Genomic DNA, 21,983 nt, shown 5'->3' on the forward strand with positions numbered 1-21,983 from the left:
AGTAATGAAAACCAATCTTCGAATGACAATTATCGCCAGCGGTCTTATCGGCTTGCTGAGCGCTCAACAGGCCTCAGCAGCCATCTCGCTGGATCGGACCCGGGTGATTTTCAGCGGTGGTGACAAGTCTGTCAGCCTAAGCATTAGTAACGAAAACAAACAGCTGCCTTATCTGGCCCAAGGGTGGATTGAAGATGCTAACGGCAAAAAAATTACCAGCCCGCTGACGGTGCTGCCACCAGTACAGCGTCTGGAGCCGGGCGCTAAAAGTCAGGTAAAGGTACAGGGTTTACCGGCCACCAGTACGCTGCCGCAGGATCGCGAAACGCTGTTCTACTTCAATCTGCGTGAGATCCCACCGAAGAGCGACAAGCCGAACACGCTGCAACTGGCGCTGCAAACCCGGGTCAAGCTGTTCTACCGACCAAAGGCCATTGCGGTGGCAAACCCGGAATCCGTTGCACCGTGGCAGGAAAAACTGACGCTGAGCAAACAGGGTGACACTTATCAGGTGAATAACCCAACGCCGTACTATGTGACGCTTGTTGATGCCAGTAACAAAAAAGATGGTGCCAGTGCAGCAGGTTTCGAACCCCTGATGGTGCCACCAAAGGGCAGCGCACCGTTGAAAGTCGCCGCGTCTGCCTTGGGTAATTCACCGGTGCTGACTTATATCAACGACTACGGCGGCCGTCCACAGTTGAGCTTTAACTGTAACGGTGCGAGTTGCCAGGCGGTTACGGGAAGTAAGTAATATTTAGCGAAAAAACAAGTGGGTTAGCGATGCGAACAAGAACCCGGCGATGGGATGACAGTGGTTATCACCGCCACGAATTGCTCTATGCGATGGTGATTTCGCTTGTGGCTGTCATGATCATGCCATTGTGTCTTTGCATGTTGTTATGGCTATTTTCGCCTGCTTATGCGGCGAATAACTGGCAGGTAGAGGGGGCACATGGCGTGCTGCATGTGCACGGTGAGCTGACTGAAAGTGCATGCAGGCTGGAAATGGCTTCCGCTTACCAAATGGTTCAACTGGGTAATACTACCAGTGCGCAATTAGCGAAGACAGGTGCGCGTGGAGAGCCGGTGAACGTCCAACTGCAACTTCAGGATTGTCTGCGTAGCCCTGCAGAAAACCGGGATGAACGCAGTGGCAACCTGGTCTGGAGCGCCCATCAACCAGCGGTATCGGTCAGTTTTATCGCACCCGCAGACGCAGATAACCCTGAACTGGTGAAGGTATACGGTGCGGCCGGGGTAGCCCTGCGTATCACCGATGAACAGGGTAGAGATATTCACCCTGGCAGCCGGGATGCGCCGCTGGCACTGGCGGTGGGGAAAAACTCGCTGAACTATACCATTACGCCGGAACGTACCCGTGCATCGTTGCAGCCTGGCGCCTATGCGGCAGTGGTGGATTTCCGGCTTAGCTATGACTAGGGGAGCAAGGATGAAGGCAACGTTTAGACGGAGTATGACCGGCTGCGGACTGGTGGCAATTATACTATTTGGCCCGCAGGTGCAGGCGATGACGACTATCAAAGTGACGGTAACTATTGTCGCACCGCCGCCCTGCGTAATTAACAACAATAGCCTGATTGAGGTGAGTTTTGGTAACGCTGTGATCACCACCCGCATCGACGGTAGCTACAAAAAACAGCCAGTGATCTACTCGATGGAATGCAAAAATGCGCCGAACAATGCAATGAAGCTGCAAATCCAGGGGAATGGTGCCAGCTTTGATTCTGATGTCTTGCAAACCGACAAAGATGGTCTGGGGGTAGCTCTCTTGCGCAACGGCAATCCACAACCGATTAACAGTTGGGTGAATTTTACCTACCCGAACTTGCCGAAACTTGAAGCGGTACTGGTCAAGCAGGCTGGCATCCAGCTTAATGGTGGCAAGTTTTCCGCCGGGGCGACCATGAAGGTGGAGTACCATTGAAAGGGGGGATGGTGATGACAGGATATGGTGGGTTTTTTTTGTTGATGGTGCTGAGTGGCAATGCGGCTGCAGCGGAGAACATGCGTTTTTCAGGCACTCTTATCGAACCGCCGGCGTGTACCATCAACGATGGCGGGAAGGTTGACGTCGATTTTGGCAATCGCGTCGGGGTCAGCAAAGTAGACGGCGTTAGCTATATGCAATCGGTGAATTACCGGATCACCTGTACCCCGGGGGCCGGGAAGTGGAACATGACGCTGGAGGTGGTCGGTACGCCGGCGGATTACGACGATGCGGCGATTGTGAGCAACATGGACGATCTTGCTGTCCGCCTGTTGCAAAACGGCAAACCGTTTACTCTCAATCAGCCTGTTTCTATCAAGCTGAACACACCGCCGACGCTGGAGGCGGTGCCGGTGAAACGGCCGGGTGCAACGTTGAAGGAAGGGGCATTTGAAGCCACTGCTACTTTGCTTGCGGTGTATCAATGAGGTGGTTTGCGATGGTTAACAACATGGTCTGCTGCCTTGCGACGCTGCTGCTGTACAGTTCGCCTGTGATGGCGGCGGATAATATGCGGTTGCACGGTGCACTGGTGGCTGAGCCTTGCGTGATCCCGCCGGGGGACGAGACGGTGGTGCTGGATTTTGACACGGTCATCGATAAGTACCTGTATCAGAACACCCGCACGCCCGGGCAGACGTTTGAGCTGCACTTGGCGCAGTGCGATCTGAGTCTGGGCAAAATGGTCAGGGTGACCTTCAGCGGCACGGAAAGCACTGCGTTGCCGGGGCTGCTTGCGCTGAACGGTGGCAGCCAGGCCAGTGGCATCGCCATCGGTATGGAAACCACGCAGGGTGAGCCGTTGCCGATTAACAAGCCTGGTAAAGCACAGGCGCTGGTCAGCGGCACCAACATCCTGACGGCGCGGGCCTATGTGCAGGGTGAGCCGGAGGCATTGAAGCATAAATCCATCGAGCGTGGACCGTTCAGCGCGGTGGCGACTTTTAGCCTGGAATATGAATAACGAAGCTATGGCGTGGCAAGTGGCCTAGCACTGGCTGGGCCAACGTCGCCGCCATGTCCCGCCCAATGCCGACTTCTGGCATTTACGCTTTCACTGGGCGCAGCATGGCGACTGGTTGTATCAGCATCTGCAAAGTGGGTATAACCAGCTGGCGCCGATGCAGGTATTTCGACGTGGAGGTCGCAGTTGGGTGCAGTGGTGCGCGCAGGATGCGCTGGTATTGAAGTGGGACGCGCTGCTTGTGGAGCCGCTATTGCCAAAACCCGCGCGGTGTATGCATTTGCGGGGACATGGCGGTAGCGTAGCTTCGGTGGCGGAAGTCCGGGCGGCACTGACCAGTGGTGACTATGCGTTTGTCTACCAAACGGACATTCGAGGTTACTAGCGGCATATCCGCACGCCGTACCGGGGGTAACGCTCACATGCACTGCGCCCGCAGACGTCCGCATTGAAACAAATAGTGATGAAAAAATACTTCTGAGCGGACACTCCACGGCCGTCGCTGTGCTTGACTGGGGGGCTGGGTGGGGGAAACCGAGGTCCTACAACATACATGCCGGGGTTGGAACCACAGTGAACTTGCGAGTGAAAACCGAGGGAGTCCGTAACCTAAACCCCGGTACCGTATCTGGAATCGCAGTTGTCAACGTGAGTTACGAATAAGGTGTGCAGCTTATATGGGGGACTCTAAGGGGACTTGTTTGAACCTAGCAAACCCATTGGGGCGTGAGATTGACTTTGCTGCAGGTGTACAACCCTAAAATGTATTTTTTGAAAAAAATATACTTTCCGCTGTACTGCGGAATATAAATGTAAAGATATTATACTGGAGCTGGTGCGCGGTGGAGATGGACTTTGAGCTCTATCGTGCAAAGAGGGATTACTGAATCAAGTGAAAATGTCGGCGGCTAGCTCTAGGTGCCGATTTGCCGGTTGGCGGTCGGTTATGGACCTCACGAGTTATGACGCGGAGCGTGGTTTTCTGGACTAACGGTTATATTAAAAAAGAATGGATCTACTTTTATGGCAATCTTGTAGTGGATGTTCTACGGCCTGGTATTGGTATGGGTCTTATATATAACAATGTCGAACTCGGAGTTGTTAAAGAGGGCAACAAGGTACCGACGGATATGTTGCGCCGGAAGAATAAGCCAGCGAAAGGTGAGGTTACATTCTAGGTATATCCGGAGAAAACTAACCTTATGTCTTAATGGCATATCGGCAATCAAAGCATCTGAATGAACGGTTACGATTAATGCCCTAAAGAAATTGATTTCGGTGTTATTTAATTTTTCGTTTCTTCAGGGATAATTGCATCCAAAGCCCTGACTGTGACGGCGGTAAAAGTCAGTCTTGCCTTGGCGCTAGTCAATTGGGTATCGATCTCGTTTTTTCTGTGCTAGGGGAGGCTGGTAGATAATAACACTGCACTGCATCTGGATAATGGCAATTATTTTAGTATTCACGACAAAGGGGCCCCATACCTATCGAAATGCCCCACGGCTTTTGGGATAATGTACAAAGCGTTAATCAACATTCAGTAACTTATCAGACTGAACGCGTTACGAAGGATGAAATCAATATGGGTACGGCTGTGAAAATATTTTATTGTAGGCTAACTACCATTAAGTTAGATTAACAGAGCAATGCTTTAATAAAACAAATATAAGACTGTCGTTTTATTCCACTGTCGGGTTCTATATGATATTTAATAGAGTTTCTTTTTTGTTTGTTTTTTTGCTTTTTATTCCCACCGTTATGTATTTACCCAACCCAGGGGGAGTAGGAATAGCACTCCCTTTTAATCTGCTGTTCTGCGGAGGTGCTGCATTAATAATGGCCGTATGGTGGGGGGTTGCAATAGAAGGCCATACGGTGATTACTCCCACCTGCCGCACATTGTTGGCAGCCTCTTTGCTATTGATTTTGCCGGTGGGTTTTACCCACCCGGAGTGGCAGAGCGGTGCCCTCTGGCGGTTGACTGGCTTGTTTACCGGTGTATTGTTCTATTTTACCTGGCTACAGGTGCACATGACGACACGCCAGCGCCATGCTGTCCTGTATATAATTCTGGTCGCGACTGCAGTTCAGGCACTAATAATATTGTTGCAGCTTTTTGCACCGCAACTTGTCCAATGCTGGATACCCGCAAACAGTGGACGAGCGGTGGGGATTTTTCAGCAACCCAATGTCACGGCCAGCTTTATTGCTACCGGCATGGCGCTGGCGCTGGCGGCATTTATTTTGCCATGCTTTCATATAGCAAATCTAAACGCTGAACGCTGGCGCCGCCGTGCACTGGCTTTGGCATTGGTGTTATTGCCGATGGTGCTTGTGTGGTTGCAATCCCGTACCGGCTGGCTGGCTGGCATCTTGGTGTCAGGAGCATTTATTCTGTGTTTCTATCGCCGTTGTTCACATAGAGCCTCAATCGCTTCGTTTTTAGTAATCGGGGGAACCCTGACAGCAGTGTTGGTGTTGTGGTGGGGGGATTTACCGGTAGGCAACATACGCTATATCAGTCATGCTGGCTCCAATCATGCACGTATCTCTATGCTGAATGATACTCTGGCTATGATTGCTGAAAAGCCATTTGCTGGTTGGGGTTACGGTGGTTTTGAGTACAGTTTTCAACATTTTCGTCTTGCTCACGGGTTATCTACTGAAGCGGTAGGTATTGCCCGTCATCCTCATAATGAATTGTTGCTGTGGTGGGTGGAAGGGGGCCTGGTTGCGTTATCAGGTATGGTGCTACTGATAATGGGGGGGCTAAAGTTGATGATTCGTGCCTGCTACAGCGACGTTTGGACTTTCGCTTTAGGTAAAGCCACTGCCGGTGAGGCTATGGCACTTTGTATCGCAATGCTCCCTATTGTGCTACACACCCAGACTGAGTATCCCTTTTACCTTTCCACGTTGCACTGGCTGGTATTCCTGATGCTGCTGGCAATGCTCGATAGGCTGATAAGTCAGCGTCTGGGAGTTTTGACTCCCGGTCCGGTGTTTACGCGCTTTCGATTACCAATACTGACGTTGTCACTGTTGGCATTTTTCGCCGCCTCCACCGGACTCTATAGCGGGTTAGTTTTGACTCAGGCTGAGAAAAAAGGGTTGCAAGATATGCATCAGGTAGTGGCATTACCCGTATGGATGAGCTGGATGCATACTGAACGGCTGCAGTTTGATTATCAGCTCTCCTCTTTGCAGAGGTTTAACCTAACGCGAGACGAGCAGTTACTCGAAACCTATACTGAGTGGGCGCAGTCATATTTAAATCACCGTATAGACAAAAACGTGTATGCAAATCTTGTCATAATTCTGCGCTTCCAACAGCAGGATGTCCTGGCCGATCAATATCAGCGTGAAGCTGCGGCATTGTTTCCGATGGATGAGAGATTTATCGCAGCGATTAAAAACCGGGAGGGTTAAAACATCATCCTCTGAATGACCAACATGTCAGTAAAACATGCTGGACTAAACAGCGATTCGCGTTGCCTCCCATTCCTGCGCCGCCTGACTTAGACAATCCCTCTAAGCGGCAGTGCAAAGAAGTTGATTATTCTCACTTAAGTAAAATTGATTTGAATCCTGTAAAATACATTTTTGTTCTATTGGAAAATAAAAATCTAATTTTTTGGTTTTTTTTAAAATATTTGTTCAAATTTAAAGCGTGAGATTCATTAAATTGAATGGGGCGTTTCCGTTCGTTAGAATTTTTGACTGCTCGCCATGGATAAGACTTAACCGGGGGAGTTGAGCAGGGCTCTGATGGAGCGCATATATTTCTACCGGTGCGCGGAGTGATCGAAAACCACCTTACATGACGTTTGCGGCTTTAAGAGCAAACTTGCGGATAGGTACTGTTACCGGCAGAGACTGAGTTGAGGGAGCTAACGGTTGTATGGTTAGAACTAAGCCGGGTTATCCTTTGGATGAAAGTATTTTCTTGGCTATATTAATGAAATTAAGGAATAAAAAGTGATAAAGACGGTTTTGGTTCGTTTAGAATGGTTATTTATTTTTGTCTCAGGATTCATCCTGCCCACTAGCCATGCATATGTCCTTGGCCCCGATCCGGATCAAATGATACCAAACCCCGCTTACGTCCAGATTCAGACTTCTGCAGATCGAGGAAACGCTCGTATCGTTGATGTTGAACTATACGGTGGGGACACATTTGCGGGATATGGTGGCCTCTGCGATCCGTACGAGACGAGTTGTATTCGCATAACAGTTCGTCGTGGTAAGACCGTGGACACGTATTATAAAACAGTTCCGCAATGTATTCCTTCCCGAGGAACGGGTTCTCTCGCAGCTGCAACAACAGCTTTTGTGAAAAAAAACTTCTCCGGCTCGATTCCAAAAGTTGACAACTGGTGGGGGAATGATGTAAGTAGCGAGACATTTATAGCATTAAAAATGTGTGATAATCCATCATTTCACATTCAGTATTCTTCCGAAGGTAGCCCAACAACACCATTGGTTTGCAGTCTCCAGGCCCCTGGGCTTGTTGACCTCGGAGTCGTACAAGAGCAAGCGATAAGGAACATTGAGACCACTCTTAAATGTAGTGGGGATGGGGCTGGAACTGTTCGCATCAATGTTTACGGCCCGAGTCAGATTGAATCCTCGCCGGGCGTAAATCTATGGACCAGCGTTCCGGAAGAGAACATGACTGTGTCTGGTGATGGCATACCGTATATTGTAAACATTAAAGTTGGGGCGACCAACAGCGGCGGTATACCAGGAAAATATGAAGGAGAATTTATCTATGTGATTGAATATATTTAAAATGACTATAGTTTGCTTACGGTGTTTTTGAGCGTCCTAAATAATACGGGAAACAAGTTCCGCAGACAGAGTTGCTTCCGTTAACAGATTTATGACAAAAGTGATGCTCCCATCTTTACCGATAATGCCGACTGGAATTAAGTGTTTAAATTATCCGTTGCGATTCAGCTTGAGTGAGTTAATTAAAATTTATTTTGCTGAACTATGATGTTCGATGATGTTTTTTTTATTAAGCATGTTGATGGTTTTATTACACGGATGATTTATAATCCCAATTTGTCGGGGGGGGACTGCCGCTTAATTTGCTGGTTTACGGTGGAGTGGCCCAAGAAAGGAAAGGTTCCGGCGAGCAACACCGCAGAGTCGTGTAGTATTAACACCAACCTGCAGCGCAATAAGAATTGGCTGCTTATTATTGATTCTGTCGGCGAGATGTACTAGTCCGGGATGGTTGAGCTCCGCCGCCAGTCGGTTAGCTGGCTTCTTAGCCGTGTTTTTATTAATATCGGGGCGCATGACGTCATGACTTCGCACTATTGTGCTGTATGTAATTTCGAGTGGGGTTTTGGATGGGGGGCTGACAGTATTGCAGCAGAACTATAACACCACCTAAAGTTCATTGGTTTTAAATATAAAAAATATTATCATTGCCTCAGTGCAATAAGCTAATGAATTGCTTTTTGCTTTTTGCTTTTTGCTTTTTGCTTTTTGCTTTTTGCTTTTTGCTTTAGTGTTGTGTCTTTATTTTCATTAAATTAAACTATATGAAAATGTAGCTCTATTTAGTGTTTCAATTTAATTGGAAGGAGATTTGTTGCAAGTGTTGATTGTTTTTTTTGTGCAAAAGGTAGACGCAAAATTAATCTCATATTGTACAGGTTATAAAAAACTTTTAATAAAGTAAATAATTGATGTGTTGAGGTGAAAGTGCAAATAATAAATTCTGATATCGACATAGACCCACAAGATCAAGAATTGAATAAAACAGTCAGAGTTGTGATTCTTGATGAAGATGAGTTCTTTAAGGCTGGGTTAAAGATGGCGCTATCTGCTTATCTCGAATTCAGAAACTGGAAGGCTGATTTTTCATATGAATATAATCCCGGAAAAGGAATTGATATTCTTTTCGAGTCAATTTATCGCGGTACAGCAATGCACTGTTTAAATAGTGGTGTTCCGTATTGTTTCATTCTTGCCGACAGGCAATGTACTCATTTAGGAAAAATTAAAAACGACATAAAAGAAATAAATATTATATATCGTCATTATCCTGTGATCGCTGTGTTGCAGTTCATTGGTAATACTCTATTCCCCGCTCAAAAACCTTCCGAGCAAATGAAGACTACACGTTTCTTGCGCCATCAACCACTCACCCATCGTGAAAGAGAAGTTTTACAATATCTACGTCAAGGAAAAAATCCTGCAGCAGTTGCAGCCATCATGGGGATAAGTGAAAGAACGGTCAGCACTCATAAACGTGCCGCCATGAGAAAACTTAATTTCTCCAGAATGATCGAGCTGTATCACTGGATGCAGGTATCTGAATAAACCCTTTTTTTCTTTAATAATGATGCTAGCAAGTGCCTTGCTACTTATATGGTGTCAGTTTCGTAGTTCCAATTGGAGATATTAATTTGCCACTGAAATTCAAATAATTAAATCATCAAATCTTGATAAAGGATCCGCAAGTGAAAAATGAGGGCTTTTTTATGCGTTTTTTAATTGCTGTAACCGATATCGCCGCCTTTAAGGATCTTAATAAAGCGTTGCACGCAGAAGACAACACTTTTCCTGATCTGGAGAGTGATGAACGTGTGGCGTTTATCATACTGGGTGGAGGAACACTCAAGCACTGGGTCAATGAAAATTATCTACGTGCCCTTAACCGCAGGGAAATTCATATCTACGATCGTGATGTTCCTGCTATGCTTTAAGCTGTCAAAGTCATTAATGCATGCGCCAACGGATGCTGGGCAATACAGTTGCTAAAACACTAGGTCGAAAGCTATCTTCATCCCGATGCTATCCACGAAGCCTTTGGTGTGATGATCGACGTCACCGGCCATCCTGTCGGTGGTAAAGCTAACCCTAAAGTGTTTGCTGAAGCCTATTCGCTGGCCCAATGCTTTGATGGTGTAATGAAAGATAACCCTGCCAAGGCACGTCTGGCAGAACGGGCGTTCCCATTGATGACTGCCGCCCGTATACACGAACGCGATCCTGAGGGAGAGGTTGTCGGATGGATGTGGAGGATACGTGACATGCTTCAGTGATGCCGAGATACCCAGATAGGTCTTTCAGTTTTACGATTGGCAGCCAATGATAACCCGGATAGCACACTGCACCACCTCGATCCTTCCCCGGGATAAACGGTGTGCCTCCCAACATGGAGAATGATTAACTGGTAACGTCTTCATCCATATGATTAGATGACTCCATTAAGTGTGGAACTGGTTCACCTGACACTTCCCCCAAATGAGCGTTCTTCCTTTGTGTAAACCTTGGTACGCTCTTTGGCAAAGTATTCCAGGTGGCTCCGTAAACTCAGGATCTGTTGACCATAGCGGTCAACCCGAAGACGCTCCAGATAGTGTGGCTTGTTGATGAAAGAAACCAGCGTCCTGTACTCAGGAAATTCGAGCAGCCCCAGTGCACTTAGCCAAGCCTCGCAGATGTAACTCCCCAAGTTATGGTCTTCTTTAGAATAATTTCCTAATCCATTAAACGTATCTTTGTTGACGAATATCGCCATGTGGTAATGGGATTTACCACTGGTTCCCACCTCTCGTACCCATAAGTGTCTCAAGTCCGTTGGACACACCTGAAGGCCTTCCCGCTTACGTCGTTTCTGATGGGCGGTGAGACGGGCTCTCAGCGCCCCAGTTACTCGTTCCATCAATCCTGAACTGAGATCAGGGACACAGGCAATACTGTCGCCCGTATCACGATGCTCAGGCAGTCTGAGTACGAAGGTGAAAACGGATATCCTGGCATGGGCTGTTGTCGCGAAGTTGATAATATCCGTAATACGCTTCATATACCCCGGATTGATTTGCCCAAATTTACTGTTAGTCAAAAGTATTTCTCCTTTAGAGTTTTTCTCAGGCGAGCGAAGCCTCTGCCAGAGCGAATGGCAGTAATGAATGCGTTGTTGGTTTAAGCTTTATGTGTTGCCTGGGACAGGTAAGTCTTCGTTATTTCCCCGTTATCATCGCCTGGCGGTTATTGAGGTAAGAACAGTGTGATTGCTTTATGTGAGATGAAGTTCTTCTTGCTTTTGAGATTTAACAGTTATTTTGTTGGATGTGTATTGAGCTATTTAAAGTGAAGTAATGCATGTGGCTTAAACAAACAAATTCTTACGCGCATTCTGTTGGGCTTACATTTCGTTAGCTAAGGTTACATATGTCGCATTAAAGGTGGGTGTACTCACTAAAATACATTGCTGATCACTTTTCATATGCGTCTACATATCTAACCGCATATACCATTAGCTTGCTTGTCTAAGATTTCATACATTAAACTTCCTTATATATGAATTTCTTTGTATATATGAATCCCTTTATATGTTAATTCCTTTGTATATAATATATATACTGTATAACGGAAGATGATTGATATAAGCCAAAGCCTTTCCACATACGGGATTTTATATTATTGGCGTTCAGAATTTACTCTAGGGTTAGCAATTCAGAACATAAATGAAAATCTGATAATCAGGACATTCGGAAGTGCTCATGGACAACATCTGTTTTACCCATTTTTGCTTCTGCCAGGCCACCAGGAGCTAAGCCTTGCTTCCACTCTTTAACAGCCATGCTCAGTTACCCCTGGAGTCTGCTATGCGCTGCTGCACCCAGACTTCCACTTCGCTCTTTAGCCAGCGCGAGCTGCGACCCAGTTTGATTGGCTTAGGGAAGAGTCCTTCACTGATGAGTTTGTAGAACCATTTGTCTGTCATTTCGGTATAGGTGGTGATGAATGCCATATCGACAAGCTGGTCGTTCAGCAGAGCAGGTGATGTGTTCATGGGGATATCTCCTTTACGTTAAAAGTGAAAGGAGGAATGACTGGTTCTAAGTGTTGTGTTGCAGCCTTCCTCAGGAGATGGAAGACCGTGTAAAAAATTAATGAGGCATAAAGGTATTTGCTTTCAGTTGGCGCGTCAGTGAAGCGTTTATCGCCGCCTCTTCTACCCGGACTGGTGCCACGAGAATTCAGTTCATAGCGCGCAGTGGATCGCTGCAATGGAGATTGATGGTGTAGTATTTTTTTTAACGAAACATCTTATCCATGAGTTTGCTAAGGAAGTCAGTACCTTGCAGAAAGGTGTACAGCTAGGAATCGCATATTGATATCAAAATTTATAATCGGCTGTATTTAATGAATAAAATAAAAAGTGACCTACTATCGTAGGTCACTTTAATTTTATATTTAAAATAATAAGTAGCCTTAAACACTTGCTAAGTAGGTTACTTTTTATTTTTTATTTTGTATCATTTTAAGCTGCCTTCGCACGATATCAGATATGGACAGGTTGCAGAGATGGAAGGCAAACCAGAAGATAAGCGCAGGGAAACCAGGAGAGGGATAAGGATTTATGGCATATAAATTTAAGGCAACGATGTACTATTCAGATGAGGAGACGAAAGCGTTTCTTCTCGGCAAGGCGGTGAAGGCCAATGGGAAAAGAAGCGAATCCCACTATCTTTACTCTCTGGTAACGAACGAAAGAGAAGGCCAGCACCAGGCTGATAACGAGGGTAAGAGTCAACCCGCTTCAGTACAACTTTTTCCCGAATTTACCACGTCACGTGAATTCACTGTGAGCGGCCAGATTACATTTTCGGGACTTGCTCACCTAGTTCAGCAACAGGAAAAAGAAAGCGCCCTGATGCGGTTAAAGCACAAATCTTTAATGGAGGCGATTGACTTAAAAATTCATGAAGATGTCATTAAACAAGATGGTTTTAAACGTGAGGAACAAAACGAAGGCTATTTTCTGGTTGTGCTAAAGACATATATCGCCTGTTATTACAGTGGCCCCTTTGCTCAATCTGGAATTTACGAAGGAATGTTCACCGCAACATGCAGGGTTATTATCGTCAACAGGGCGTTATGGAATAAGCACGACGGGAAGTTCAATTTCGAAAAAATACGCTATATAAAATATGAAGATATTACAAAGGCGGGGAGGGGAATACCCGGAGGGCTTTGTAAGGTGGCGGAGATGTCCGCTAAAGATAAAACCGGTGCATTCTTTATACCGGTGTCAACGTTACCCATGAAATTTCCAGAAAAGACCAACCCTGGACTCGTCCTTATCAAGGGGGTTGATGTTTCTTTCCACAAAGAACGTCTGAAATTAAAAGCAATGAATGAAACTCAAAAGAAAAGGCATTCAAAGAAGATGTTAAACTTTCCAGGTTAGTTGTAAATAACTTCAGCCCTACATTACTCCTGTGATAGTGAACAAGATTCTTTTTATTACAGGTGAAATATGTACACTGAATCTCCGAAAGAAACGCCACTGACGCAGCTCCTGTCCGGACTGCCTGCTGAGGTGGCTGGTATAATCAGTCACCGGCTCAGCAGTATTATTAATTATGAGCCTGTCATCGGTCTGATGGGAAAATCAGGTGCAGGTAAATCCAGCCTCTGTAATACCCTGTTTCGTACCCCTCCGGCGAAGGTGGATGCCGTCAGGGGATGTACGCGACAAATACAGCGTTATCAGGTTTGCCACGAAAGCCGCATTCTTTATATTGTGGACTTTCCCGGGATCGGGGAAACGCCGGAACTTGACCGGATATATTGCCGCCTTTACCGGGAAGAGTCACCCGGGCTGGATCTGGTTGTATGGGTACTTAAAGCAGACGACCGGGCGTGGACGGATGACCTCCGTTGTTATCACGAACTGCTTACTGCCGGTGCGAAACCGGAGAACTTTCTGTTCGTCCTCTCTCAGGCCGATAAGATAGAGCCTTGCCGGGAATGGGATCTGAGCGGCCATCATCCTTCACCGCAACAGGCCCTGCATCTCATTAGCCGCGCTGAACTGGCTGCCACACTGTTTGCCGCAGTCCATCCGGTCATTGCCGTTTCTGCCGCAGAGCTCTACAACCTCGAACTGTGGGTCGAAGTGCTGCTCAGGGCGCTGCCCCTGCGAAGCAGCAGCACCGTTACCTGCCACCTTCATCCTGATTTACGTACTGAATCAGCTGAAAGGATTGCCCGGGACAATTTCGTCAGCGTGGCAGCGGATATTTTTGACGACACCACGGTGGTCCTGCAGCGTTCAGGGGCACTCATTCGTCATTTTCAGCACCTGCGGCAGCAGTTCCTGACCGTTATCCGTGCCGTCTGGCGTTTTCTGTTCTGATTTTCTGTGCCAGTCACTGCCGTTTCGATCTGTTTCGACGATCGAATTAAGATATTTAAATAGTCATCACCTATCAATAACAACATATCGATCGTTTTTATTGATAGATACCAACGATCAGTTTACGCATATCGATCTGAATTAACAATTATCCCGCCTTCTGATAAGCCAGTACGATCTGTGCTGCAAGTGAAGATAACCCTGCCATTACTTATATTTAATCAATTGTTTATAAAGGAATATCCCATGATTTACGTTGTCTGCATTTTGTCCCCCTGTACGATTCAGCGGGAGGCGAAACCATGAAATCATACCCGTTTGTCCGCCCCGACCTGTTTGCCTGGTGCCTGGCGGTTGTCCTTCCGCTCCTCTGGATTGTGCTGTTCCTGAATTTTCCTCAGCCCCTCGCACTGACCATTTATATGGTTGTTGCCCTGGTCTGGGTGTTGCTGGACCGTACTAACCTGATGAAACAGGGCATTACGCCCCCTTCCTTTATCTGGTTCTGGTTCCCTGTGGTGTATCTCCGTCAGCGCGACCAGATGCAGGGTAAGCCCTGGCGGCTGATGCAGGTCTGGCTGCTGTGTACGGCACTGTCATTCGCAGGGATATATCTGCTGAACAAACAGTCCGGGACGGCAAAACTGGCGCAGAATGCCTGTCATGCAGTGACAAAAATCCTGCGGGATGAGGGGCTTGACGAACGCTGTATCCGCGTGACAGAGATGCGTGAAGAAGTGAGCGGTCGTTTCTGGCAGGCACAGGTGCTGCTGAACACTGGCGAAAGTGAGCCCGTGACCATTGAAGTCAGGGGACAGAATATGTATGTCGTCCTGCCTGAAACAGGAGAATGAATACAATGAGAACCGTAATCACTGTTGCCCGATTTCTGTTTATCGTCGCCATACTCTGGACCCAGACGGGCCGGACTGCAGCATACGACCCGAAACCAGTCAGCTACACAGGCGTGGTGGCAGACAATGTGCAGGTCACGCACGACCATATCATGGCAGGTGTGGATGATTTTATCATCACCGCCACGAAGGGGAAAGAAACACAGAAGTTTATTCTGACCTGTAACGGGCCTGAAAAGCGCCTGAATATCCTTTACTGGCTGAAGGACATCACCGGAGGGAAGGCATCAGGCGCAACGGGCATGACCATTCAGTATTACCCGGAGGGAGTGCACCAGATGAAGGCTGATGCGGATCAGCCACTGACACTGTTCAACAGCCAGCTCTCACCGGATCTTACTCGCGCAGCATCACGCATGCTGGATTATAAAAAGGGAAGCTTTGTTTTCCATTTCTATGAAAATGACGGCATATCCGATCACGGTCCACTGGCATGGAGCTGGCAATATCCGGCTCCGAAACTGGCCCCGGCGCTCGCTGGTGCATTGGTATCCGCCAGGGCCAATAACTGCAGCCTGGCGCAGGGGGAAACCCGTATTGCCTCCCTCGTTCGTCTGGCCGACCATTAGTAAGGATACTGACATGATAGCAGGCGTTATCTGTCTGACATCCTGCATTGTTTATGTCCTGGTTCTTGTTCTGGGTTACAGCCTGCTTGTCTGGAATCCCTGGTACTAAAAGTATTCTCCCAGGTAGTAACCCCGTTATTTTTGTTCACTAAAAGGCCGTACTTCCTTCGGGAGGTATGGCCTTTTTTATTCATGTAATCAAAGGAGTTACCCATGCGTTTAGCCAGCCGCTTTGGCCGGATTAACCAGATACGCCGTGACCAGCCTCTGACCCACGAAGAGCTGATGAGTCATGTCCCCAGCGTGTTCGGGAGTGACAAGCATGAATCACGCTCGGACCGTTATACCTACATCCCGACCATCACCATCCTTGAAAGTCTGCAGCGCGAGGGGTTTGAGCCGTTCTTTGCCTGCCAGACGAAGGTTCGCGACCAGAGCAAGCGGGAGCACACCAAACACATGCTGCGCCTGCGTCGTGCCGGTCAACTTACCGAACATCAGGTACCGGAAATCATTCTGCTTAACAGCCACGACGGCTCATCAAGCTACCAGATGCTGCCGGGCCTGTTTCGCGGCGTCTGTACCAACGGCCTGGTCTGCGGCAAGTCATCGGAGAAGTGCGGGTACCGCATAAAGGTAATGTCGTCGAGAAGGTCATTGAAGGTGCTTGCGAAGTGCTCGGGGTCTTTGACCGGGTGGATGAGAAACGCGATGCAATGCAGTCGCTGGCGCTGCCAGCCCCGGCCCGTCACGCGCTGGCAAATGCCGCACTGAAGTATCGCTTTGGTGAGGACCACGAGCCGGCCACGGTATCGCAGTTGCTGACCCCACGTCGCCGGGAGTACTACAGCGATGACCTATGGACCGTATACCAGCGCGTGCAGGAGAACCTGATGAAAGGAGGTCTGTCAGGGCGAACCGCTCAGGGGAAAAGCAGCCGCACCCGTGCTGTTACCGGCATTGACGGCGATGTGAAACTCAATCGCGCCCTGTGGGTTATGGCAGAAAACATGCTCGAATTTTTCGGGCGTTAAACAATCGTTCCGGCATAAGGAGATAGTTTGATGGATACACAAAACCTTCAGTTCGCTGAGCAGACAGCAATCACGGCCTCAGTGGTCCCTGACGAGTTACGCATCGGCTTTTGGTCACATCACTTTGGCTCCATCCCGCAATGGATAACACTTGAGCCCCAAATCTTTGCCTGGATGGATCGACTGTGTACCGATTATCACGGTGGTATCTGGAACTTCTCGACGCTCAGCAACGGCGGCGCTTTTATAGCTCCTGAGGCAGAGAACAATAAGAAGTGGACGTTGTTTCACAGTATGAACGGCAACGGCTCGGAACTTACTGGTGAAGCGGCAGGGATAGTCGCCTGCCTGATGGCATACAGCAACCATGCCTGTCGCACCGAGTGTGACGCGATGACTGAACACTATTATCACTTACGTGACTTCGTGCTGAACCATCCAGAGTGCAGCGCCATTATGCATCTCATTGACTGAGGAATGCCTGACATGAATACCTCATTATCCCCTGAGTCATCACAGCCTGAACTTTTTCCACTGACGGTTATGGCCCAGCATGGTTGCCTGCTTCCAGCGACATCCGGATTGACACCTTATGCCCAACAGACCATCCGCCGCGCTATCAATCTGCTGGATAAATATCTGCGCCAGCCCGGCATATCCTTCACCTCAAGCACTGCTGCCCGTGACTGGCTTCGGTTACAGCTGGCCGGACAAGAACGGGAAGTGTTTATGGTGCTCTATCTCGATAACCAGCACTGTTTACTGGAGAGCGAAACGCTGTTTGCCGGTTCGATTAACCATGTCCAGGTCCATCCCCGTGAGGTAGTGAAGTCAGCGCTTCGCTTCAATGCTGCAGCTGTCGTACTGGCGCATAACCATCCATCCGGTGACCCGAAGCCCAGTCAATGCGATCGCAACATTACGGGCAGGCTTAAAGAAGCGCTAGCACTGGTTGATGTGAACACGCTCGATCATCTGGTCATCGGTTCAGAGGGCATTGTGTCGTTCGCAGAGCGAGGCTGGATATGAAAATCATTAGCAAACGCCAGGCAATGACTCTGTACCGGCAACATCCTGGCTCCCGACTGTTTCGCTTCAGTACGGGCAAATATAAATGGTCAGGCAGTATCTGCCATTATGCTGGCCGCGAGGTGGAGGACATACGCGGCGTTCTGGCCGTGTTTGCTGAACGTCGTCAGGACCGCAATGGTCCCTATGTCATTCTTCGAAGCGTTATTCTCAATTAATCCTTTACTTTAATCAGGAACAATAATGAACAATCACTCAGAATCTGGTGACAAGCCGGAGAATCCAGCCTGCCAGCAGTGGGGGCTAACGAGTACGATCACACCCTGTTTTGGCGCTCGTCTGGTGCAGGAAGGCAACCGCCTGCATTTCCTTGCTGACCGGGCCGGGTTTAACGGTGCTTTCTGCGACGATGACGCGCTGTACCTGGATCAGGCCTTTCCGTTGATTCTCAAACAACTGGAGCTGATACTCACCAGCGGAGAACTCTCCCCCCGCCATCAGCACTGTGTCACCCTCTATCACAACGGACTCACCTGCGAAGCCGATACGCTTGGTAGTTGTGGCTACGTATACATCGCCATTTATCCCACTCAAGGTTAATTACTTTCACGAGAGAAAAAATGAAATTTCTACCTACAACAAATATGCGGGCGGCGAGGCCCTGCCTGTCGCCCGTGGCAGTCTGGCAAATGCTACTTACACGAATGCTGGAACAGCATTATGGTCTGACACTAAACGATACACCTTTCTGTGATGAAACCGTTATACAGGAACATATCGATGCCCGTATCACTCTGGCTAATGCCGTAAACTTTCTGGTAGAGAAATATGAGTTAGTTTGCATCAATCGCAGTGGATTTACCTCACAGATACAAGCACCATTTTTGACTGCGACAGACATTCTTCATGCCAGGAAAGCGTGCGGGCTGATGAGCCGGTGTTCTCACAAGGAGGTAAGTAATATTTTTCTTAGCCGATCACGGCAGTGAGGAGATGGAGACCTGAGAAGGTTTCCACGATACGTGAAGAATTTGATGAAATTAGCGACTCGATGAAAGGCTCAGCGAGTCGCATGAAAAACAAGATGGGGGCATAAAAGGGGGCACTTACAAAGATGAAACAAGAAAAAACATATATTTATCAATGGTTGTTGGCGGTGTGTTATGTTCCTATTATCGCACCATCTAAGAAAATCAATCACTTGCTGCCCGACTCTCTAAACACATCACTTGAACCCTTAGCAATACGTTCCGCGCTTCGTGCGGCGCTAAATGATGCTTCACGTCGAGATGACGTTGCACAGAATAAACAGGCGTCATGTTGGGAAGGCTAACCATATCGGGAAAAAATCCGGCTTTGCCACGGTTTCGATCACCGGAGTATAACGATCACCTGATAAGAGAAGGTGCTAAAGCTTTATCCTCCAGCGAAGGGATTACATACTGCGGAAGCGCTACGCGCCGCCTTTTCTTATGTGCCCAACTCGGCACGTGATGGTCATCTATTATCTACACCATTGTAACTTCGTTGTAATGTCTCTCTGCTGTACGGTGAACACTGGCATATTCAGTGGAGGGAATATTATGTCAAAAGCCAGGAATGCAGCAGCCACGAAGCGCAACAACCATAAGAGTAACGCCCGTAAATTCCTGGCAACGCCGCCTGGCTTGCTAAGAAGCAGGAAGAGCAAGAGGAAATCAAGTTGGCGCGAGCGGCTAACAACATGTTTTAACCGACCGATCATGCTGCTAAATGGCTTCTCTTTTCCAAAATCTATTAGTTGCGCATTTTATGCACCATGGATAACCTAAGATAATTCATACAAGGAGGGCAATTTATGAGCGCACAGGCAGAGGAAGGAACATTACGCCGGATGACGCCAGGCGAGATTGCAATGGCTCGCAGGGTGTACGGTGATTCGATAGTTTATAGCCGTGTCTGGATTCATTGCGACAGCTATTTACCGTTCGGACTTCAGAAACAAAACTATGCGATGACTCCCAACGGGGAGTTGTGGTACAGAAAACCGATGTACAAGGAAGACTTTTCCGCAAACTCGGTTTTCATCGAAGATAAATATGTTTTCATCCATGAGCTGGGGCATGTCTGGCAACACCAACACGGGCAATGGGTGAGAATGCGGGGAGCTTTTAGCTGGGCTGCTGAATATACCTACAGGCTGGATAAAGAAAAGCTCACTGATTACTCGCTTGAACAGCAAGCCTCTATTTTAGCTGATTACTGGTTATTGCTGGTTTATGGGATAAGTAAGTGGTCTTACTATCAGAGACCGGGGCGCATGGGGATGTACAGGGGCGTAGATTTGTTGCAGGATATCCCTTCGCTTTACCAGAAAATCGTAACAGGGAAGGGGCGTTAAACATGAAGAACAAAATGTTGCTGGGTGCTGTATTTCTCTTAACGGGATGCCCTGGGCCTGGTGATCGAATGGTCGATCGTGAATCTACAACGGTATTAGTTAAAGATAATCAAGTTTGTGTGCTGTCACCACTGGAACCACAGGAACGGATCACTGCTGTCCAAATAAACAGCGATAATAGCGACTCTCTCCACAAGATTTTTGATGATAAGCCTCTTTATGTCCCAAAGGGTGATTGTCTTCCTGTGTTCGGATTTAAATTTACATCTGGAGAGAGGTATAACTTCGCGTATGACGTCCAATCTGATAAATCAGAGTCGCATTTAGTCACTGCTGAATTTTCTTATTCCAAAGAATAAGGGGGGCATTCTGCCCCCAAATATTACTTTTTCAATTTACCAGTACATTGATATTCCATTGTGGCCATTGTTTCCATACATCTGCTTGAGGATGGCTGAGAACAAGCAGAAGTAGAACCGCCGAAAGGCTCCGCACCAGAATAGCCTCATGCAGCGAAATATCCATAATGCTACCTTCACAAATGTGTCTGGTTGTTTTACGTGCAATATATTATCTCCATCGTTTTCTCTCATTAGCCAATGGTCTGGAATACCATTCGTCCAGTAATAGAGAAAAAAGGGATGTTAAGAAAGCGTCTGTGATTGCGGACATCGGAAAGGCAATGATTAAAGGTTTTTACCCTTCGGACGTAGCGCAGCGTTCACAGTGCCGAGCGCTTCCTGCCTAAGGCGGTATAGCCCCAAAAGGCTATACCGCCACACCCTCTTATCGTGCAATTAACGCAAACACGCCCCAGCCAACATATTCCCTTGTGTAAGCCACGTGGCGCTTGGGCGCTACCGTCAGCTCCGCGCGCACCTCCTGTGCAAAATCATCGTCGGGGTTTTGATCCAGCCAGCGGCGCATTGTCATCCATTTCGCGGCTTCGTATCTGTCCCAGCCCTCCTGGTCTGCCAGCACCATTTCGACCAGGTCATAACCCTGCTGATCGAAAGACGCGACGAGATCGGGCAGGGTGAGAAAGTCTGCGGTGGACGAGACGCCGCATGCTCGAGCCGTCTCCTCCGTTGCGGGAACCTGTCGCCAGTAAGGTTCGCCGATGAGCATGGTTCCCCCAGGCTTAAGGCTTTGTGCCAGCAGGTCCATCGTCCCGGCAACGCCGCCCGCAATCCACGTGGCGCCAACGCAGGCCGCCACGTCGCATCGTTCATCAGCCACGTAGCCTGCCGCGTCGTTATGCACAAAATGGACGCGTTCGCTGACGCCGAGCGCCTCTGCGCGCCGCGTTGCCTGCGCGGTAAAGAGCGGGCTCATGTCGATGCCGATACCAGTAATCCCGTAATCACGTGCCCAGATGCACAGCATCTCTCCTGAGCCGCTGCCGAGATCGAGAATGCGTGCGCCTGGCTTCATGCGTAACACGCGCCCCAGCGTGGCGTACTTTTCTGGCGTGAAGGGGTTATGAATGCGATGTTCGCTTTCGCTAATGGTAAAAATACGTGGGATATCCATCATCCTCTCCTTAACGATTATCAGGCTGGGCACGGACGTTATTCAGCCCGGTGGTATTGATGCGGTAGGGCTGACCGTTAACGGATTTGATCAGCTTTTTGGTTTTGAGTTTTTTGAAGACGGCGAGCGTGCAGTCGCTGAGCAGCAGACCTTCGCGGCTGTAGCATTCAACGGCGGTGACGCGGCCGGACGTATCGCGGACGTGCACAATACGGCCACCTTTGGCGAGAACGTGTAAGGTACGCTGTTCCTGACGGGATAAATTCATACTGGAAAACCTGTTTCATCATCATGTGCAAAACGTGCAAACACACAGCGGTGTCCGCATTCGATTTCGGCGCAGTGATAATCAGTCCGGCCTGAAAAGGTCGGGGAA

Annotated in this window: 26 protein-coding genes and 2 pseudogenes; 23 read left to right on the top strand and 5 right to left on the bottom strand. The window is 48.3% G+C overall.

Annotation, left to right across the window (positions count from 1 at the left end):
- Positions 1 to 4: 4 nt before the first annotated feature.
- From V1603_RS07835 to V1603_RS07880, 10 genes are all read left to right on the top strand, one after another.
- Entirely contained in the window at positions 5 to 754 is a 750-nt protein-coding gene (locus tag V1603_RS07835) for a fimbria/pilus periplasmic chaperone (protein WP_395313724.1), read from the top strand.
- Positions 755 to 783: 29 nt separating this feature from the next.
- On the top strand, positions 784 to 1,443 hold the full coding sequence (locus V1603_RS07840; RefSeq protein ID WP_395313725.1) for a fimbrial protein: 660 nt from the start codon (positions 784 to 786) through the stop codon (positions 1,441 to 1,443).
- Between the two features lie 34 nt (positions 1,444 to 1,477).
- The gene (locus V1603_RS07845; protein ID WP_395313972.1) at positions 1,478 to 1,948 is read left to right on the top strand and encodes a fimbrial protein; all 471 of its coding nucleotides are present in this window, start codon (positions 1,478 to 1,480) and stop codon (positions 1,946 to 1,948) included.
- Positions 1,949 to 1,962: 14 nt separating this feature from the next.
- Positions 1,963 to 2,439, top strand: a complete 477-nt coding sequence (locus V1603_RS07850; RefSeq protein WP_395313726.1) for a fimbrial protein — start codon at positions 1,963 to 1,965, stop codon at positions 2,437 to 2,439.
- Positions 2,436 to 2,975: a fimbrial protein gene (locus V1603_RS07855; protein WP_395313727.1), complete on the top strand. Its 540-nt coding sequence runs from the start codon at positions 2,436 to 2,438 to the stop codon at positions 2,973 to 2,975. Before V1603_RS07850 ends, V1603_RS07855 begins: the two co-directional genes overlap by 4 nt.
- Positions 2,976 to 4,676: 1,701 nt before the next feature.
- Complete coding sequence (locus tag V1603_RS07860; RefSeq protein ID WP_395313728.1) at positions 4,677 to 6,404, top strand: Wzy polymerase domain-containing protein; 1,728 nt, start codon at positions 4,677 to 4,679, stop codon at positions 6,402 to 6,404.
- Positions 6,405 to 6,953: 549 nt separating this feature from the next.
- Positions 6,954 to 7,766 carry a hypothetical protein gene (locus V1603_RS07865; protein ID WP_395313729.1) on the top strand — a complete coding sequence of 271 codons (813 nt, stop codon included), beginning with the start codon at positions 6,954 to 6,956 and terminating at the stop codon, positions 7,764 to 7,766.
- 927 nt (positions 7,767 to 8,693) lie between these two features.
- Positions 8,694 to 9,314, top strand: coding sequence for a LuxR C-terminal-related transcriptional regulator (locus V1603_RS07870; protein WP_395313730.1), 621 nt, complete (start codon positions 8,694 to 8,696; stop codon positions 9,312 to 9,314).
- Between the two features lie 140 nt (positions 9,315 to 9,454).
- Positions 9,455 to 9,700, top strand: coding sequence for a hypothetical protein (locus V1603_RS07875; RefSeq protein ID WP_395313731.1), 246 nt, complete (start codon positions 9,455 to 9,457; stop codon positions 9,698 to 9,700).
- Positions 9,701 to 9,811: 111 nt separating this feature from the next.
- Positions 9,812 to 10,039 carry a hypothetical protein gene (locus tag V1603_RS07880; protein WP_395313732.1) on the top strand — a complete coding sequence of 76 codons (228 nt, stop codon included), beginning with the start codon at positions 9,812 to 9,814 and terminating at the stop codon, positions 10,037 to 10,039.
- A gap of 182 nt (positions 10,040 to 10,221) precedes the next feature.
- Here the strand turns inward: V1603_RS07880 and V1603_RS07885 are convergent, their stop codons facing one another.
- Positions 10,222 to 10,842, bottom strand: a complete 621-nt coding sequence (locus V1603_RS07885) for an inovirus Gp2 family protein (RefSeq protein WP_395313733.1) — start codon at positions 10,840 to 10,842, stop codon at positions 10,222 to 10,224.
- 744 nt (positions 10,843 to 11,586) lie between these two features.
- Positions 11,587 to 11,796 carry an AlpA family transcriptional regulator gene (locus V1603_RS07890; protein ID WP_248241933.1) on the bottom strand — a complete coding sequence of 70 codons (210 nt, stop codon included), beginning with the start codon at positions 11,794 to 11,796 and terminating at the stop codon, positions 11,587 to 11,589.
- Between the two features lie 570 nt (positions 11,797 to 12,366).
- On the opposite strand from V1603_RS07890, the gene V1603_RS07895 reads away from it, so the two are divergent.
- The 13 genes and pseudogenes from V1603_RS07895 to V1603_RS07955 all read left to right on the top strand — a co-directional run bounded on the left by V1603_RS07895 (position 12,367) and on the right by V1603_RS07955 (position 20,433).
- Complete coding sequence (locus V1603_RS07895) at positions 12,367 to 13,197, top strand: hypothetical protein (protein WP_282813350.1); 831 nt, start codon at positions 12,367 to 12,369, stop codon at positions 13,195 to 13,197.
- Positions 13,198 to 13,266: 69 nt separating this feature from the next.
- Positions 13,267 to 14,148, top strand: a complete 882-nt coding sequence (locus tag V1603_RS07900; RefSeq protein ID WP_282813351.1) for a GTPase family protein — start codon at positions 13,267 to 13,269, stop codon at positions 14,146 to 14,148.
- Positions 14,149 to 14,450: 302 nt separating this feature from the next.
- Entirely contained in the window at positions 14,451 to 15,002 is a 552-nt protein-coding gene (locus V1603_RS07905; protein WP_248241926.1) for a hypothetical protein, read from the top strand.
- A gap of 5 nt (positions 15,003 to 15,007) precedes the next feature.
- Positions 15,008 to 15,631: a hypothetical protein gene (locus V1603_RS07910; protein ID WP_248241924.1), complete on the top strand. Its 624-nt coding sequence runs from the start codon at positions 15,008 to 15,010 to the stop codon at positions 15,629 to 15,631.
- 213 nt (positions 15,632 to 15,844) lie between these two features.
- Positions 15,845 to 16,665: pseudogene (locus tag V1603_RS07915) on the top strand (DUF932 domain-containing protein).
- A 30-nt stretch (positions 16,666 to 16,695) separates the two neighbouring features.
- Positions 16,696 to 17,139: an antirestriction protein gene (locus V1603_RS07920; RefSeq protein ID WP_342902035.1), complete on the top strand. Its 444-nt coding sequence runs from the start codon at positions 16,696 to 16,698 to the stop codon at positions 17,137 to 17,139.
- Positions 17,140 to 17,151: 12 nt separating this feature from the next.
- Entirely contained in the window at positions 17,152 to 17,694 is a 543-nt protein-coding gene (gene radC, locus V1603_RS07925; protein WP_342902033.1) for a DNA repair protein RadC, read from the top strand.
- Complete coding sequence (locus V1603_RS07930) at positions 17,691 to 17,912, top strand: DUF987 domain-containing protein (protein WP_342902031.1); 222 nt, start codon at positions 17,691 to 17,693, stop codon at positions 17,910 to 17,912. The genes radC and V1603_RS07930 overlap by 4 nt, the downstream gene beginning before the upstream one ends.
- A 25-nt stretch (positions 17,913 to 17,937) precedes the next feature.
- Positions 17,938 to 18,294, top strand: coding sequence for a type IV toxin-antitoxin system YeeU family antitoxin (locus tag V1603_RS07935; protein WP_395313734.1), 357 nt, complete (start codon positions 17,938 to 17,940; stop codon positions 18,292 to 18,294).
- A 20-nt stretch (positions 18,295 to 18,314) separates the two neighbouring features.
- Positions 18,315 to 18,683, top strand: a complete 369-nt coding sequence (locus tag V1603_RS07940; RefSeq protein WP_395313735.1) for a TA system toxin CbtA family protein — start codon at positions 18,315 to 18,317, stop codon at positions 18,681 to 18,683.
- A gap of 125 nt (positions 18,684 to 18,808) precedes the next feature.
- Positions 18,809 to 19,027 (top strand): hypothetical protein, encoded by a 219-nt coding sequence (locus tag V1603_RS07945; protein WP_395313736.1) that lies wholly within the window; start codon positions 18,809 to 18,811, stop codon positions 19,025 to 19,027.
- Positions 19,028 to 19,531: 504 nt separating this feature from the next.
- Entirely contained in the window at positions 19,532 to 20,074 is a 543-nt protein-coding gene (locus tag V1603_RS07950; RefSeq protein ID WP_395313737.1) for a type IV secretion protein Rhs, read from the top strand.
- A 2-nt stretch (positions 20,075 to 20,076) separates the two neighbouring features.
- Positions 20,077 to 20,433 (top strand): putative T6SS immunity periplasmic lipoprotein, encoded by a 357-nt coding sequence (locus tag V1603_RS07955; protein WP_395313738.1) that lies wholly within the window; start codon positions 20,077 to 20,079, stop codon positions 20,431 to 20,433.
- A 23-nt stretch (positions 20,434 to 20,456) separates the two neighbouring features.
- Here the strand turns inward: V1603_RS07955 and yecR are convergent.
- The 3 genes and pseudogenes from yecR to V1603_RS07970 form a co-directional block, all read right to left on the bottom strand.
- Positions 20,457 to 20,567, bottom strand: a pseudogene (gene yecR, locus V1603_RS07960) (YecR family lipoprotein); the annotation flags it as partial.
- A 293-nt stretch (positions 20,568 to 20,860) separates the two neighbouring features.
- A complete protein-coding gene (locus V1603_RS07965; protein WP_395313973.1) occupies positions 20,861 to 21,607 on the bottom strand; it encodes an SAM-dependent methyltransferase in 747 nt (248 codons plus the stop codon).
- A gap of 10 nt (positions 21,608 to 21,617) precedes the next feature.
- Positions 21,618 to 21,875: a YjhX family toxin gene (locus V1603_RS07970; RefSeq protein WP_028012097.1), complete on the bottom strand. Its 258-nt coding sequence runs from the start codon at positions 21,873 to 21,875 to the stop codon at positions 21,618 to 21,620.
- Positions 21,876 to 21,983 lie beyond the last annotated feature (108 nt).

This window comes from Enterobacter sp. ECC-219 (assembly GCF_043966805.1).
GTDB classification, from domain to species: Bacteria; Pseudomonadota; Gammaproteobacteria; order Enterobacterales; family Enterobacteriaceae; genus Enterobacter; species Enterobacter cloacae_N.

Bases quoted from the DNA above. Each gene is read 5' to 3' on its own strand.
- V1603_RS07835 (WP_395313724.1), top strand. From the start codon at position 5: ATGAAAACCAATCTTCGAATGACAATTATCGCCAGCGGTCTTATCGGC.
- V1603_RS07840 (WP_395313725.1), top strand. From the start codon at position 784: ATGCGAACAAGAACCCGGCGATGGGATGACAGTGGTTATCACCGCCAC.
- V1603_RS07845 (WP_395313972.1), top strand. From the start codon at position 1,478: ATGACCGGCTGCGGACTGGTGGCAATTATACTATTTGGCCCGCAGGTG.
- V1603_RS07850 (WP_395313726.1), top strand. From the start codon at position 1,963: ATGACAGGATATGGTGGGTTTTTTTTGTTGATGGTGCTGAGTGGCAAT.
- V1603_RS07855 (WP_395313727.1), top strand. From the start codon at position 2,436: ATGAGGTGGTTTGCGATGGTTAACAACATGGTCTGCTGCCTTGCGACG.
- V1603_RS07860 (WP_395313728.1), top strand. From the start codon at position 4,677: ATGATATTTAATAGAGTTTCTTTTTTGTTTGTTTTTTTGCTTTTTATT.
- V1603_RS07880 (WP_395313732.1), top strand. From the start codon at position 9,812: ATGATCGACGTCACCGGCCATCCTGTCGGTGGTAAAGCTAACCCTAAA.
- V1603_RS07890 (WP_248241933.1), bottom strand. From the start codon at position 11,796: ATGAACACATCACCTGCTCTGCTGAACGACCAGCTTGTCGATATGGCA.
- V1603_RS07895 (WP_282813350.1), top strand. From the start codon at position 12,367: ATGGCATATAAATTTAAGGCAACGATGTACTATTCAGATGAGGAGACG.
- V1603_RS07900 (WP_282813351.1), top strand. From the start codon at position 13,267: ATGTACACTGAATCTCCGAAAGAAACGCCACTGACGCAGCTCCTGTCC.
- V1603_RS07905 (WP_248241926.1), top strand. From the start codon at position 14,451: ATGAAATCATACCCGTTTGTCCGCCCCGACCTGTTTGCCTGGTGCCTG.
- V1603_RS07910 (WP_248241924.1), top strand. From the start codon at position 15,008: ATGAGAACCGTAATCACTGTTGCCCGATTTCTGTTTATCGTCGCCATA.
- V1603_RS07920 (WP_342902035.1), top strand. From the start codon at position 16,696: ATGGATACACAAAACCTTCAGTTCGCTGAGCAGACAGCAATCACGGCC.
- radC (WP_342902033.1), top strand. From the start codon at position 17,152: ATGAATACCTCATTATCCCCTGAGTCATCACAGCCTGAACTTTTTCCA.
- V1603_RS07930 (WP_342902031.1), top strand. From the start codon at position 17,691: ATGAAAATCATTAGCAAACGCCAGGCAATGACTCTGTACCGGCAACAT.
- V1603_RS07935 (WP_395313734.1), top strand. From the start codon at position 17,938: ATGAACAATCACTCAGAATCTGGTGACAAGCCGGAGAATCCAGCCTGC.
- V1603_RS07940 (WP_395313735.1), top strand. From the start codon at position 18,315: ATGAAATTTCTACCTACAACAAATATGCGGGCGGCGAGGCCCTGCCTG.
- V1603_RS07945 (WP_395313736.1), top strand. From the start codon at position 18,809: ATGAAACAAGAAAAAACATATATTTATCAATGGTTGTTGGCGGTGTGT.
- V1603_RS07950 (WP_395313737.1), top strand. From the start codon at position 19,532: ATGAGCGCACAGGCAGAGGAAGGAACATTACGCCGGATGACGCCAGGC.
- V1603_RS07955 (WP_395313738.1), top strand. From the start codon at position 20,077: ATGAAGAACAAAATGTTGCTGGGTGCTGTATTTCTCTTAACGGGATGC.
- V1603_RS07965 (WP_395313973.1), bottom strand. From the start codon at position 21,607: ATGGATATCCCACGTATTTTTACCATTAGCGAAAGCGAACATCGCATT.
- V1603_RS07970 (WP_028012097.1), bottom strand. From the start codon at position 21,875: ATGAATTTATCCCGTCAGGAACAGCGTACCTTACACGTTCTCGCCAAA.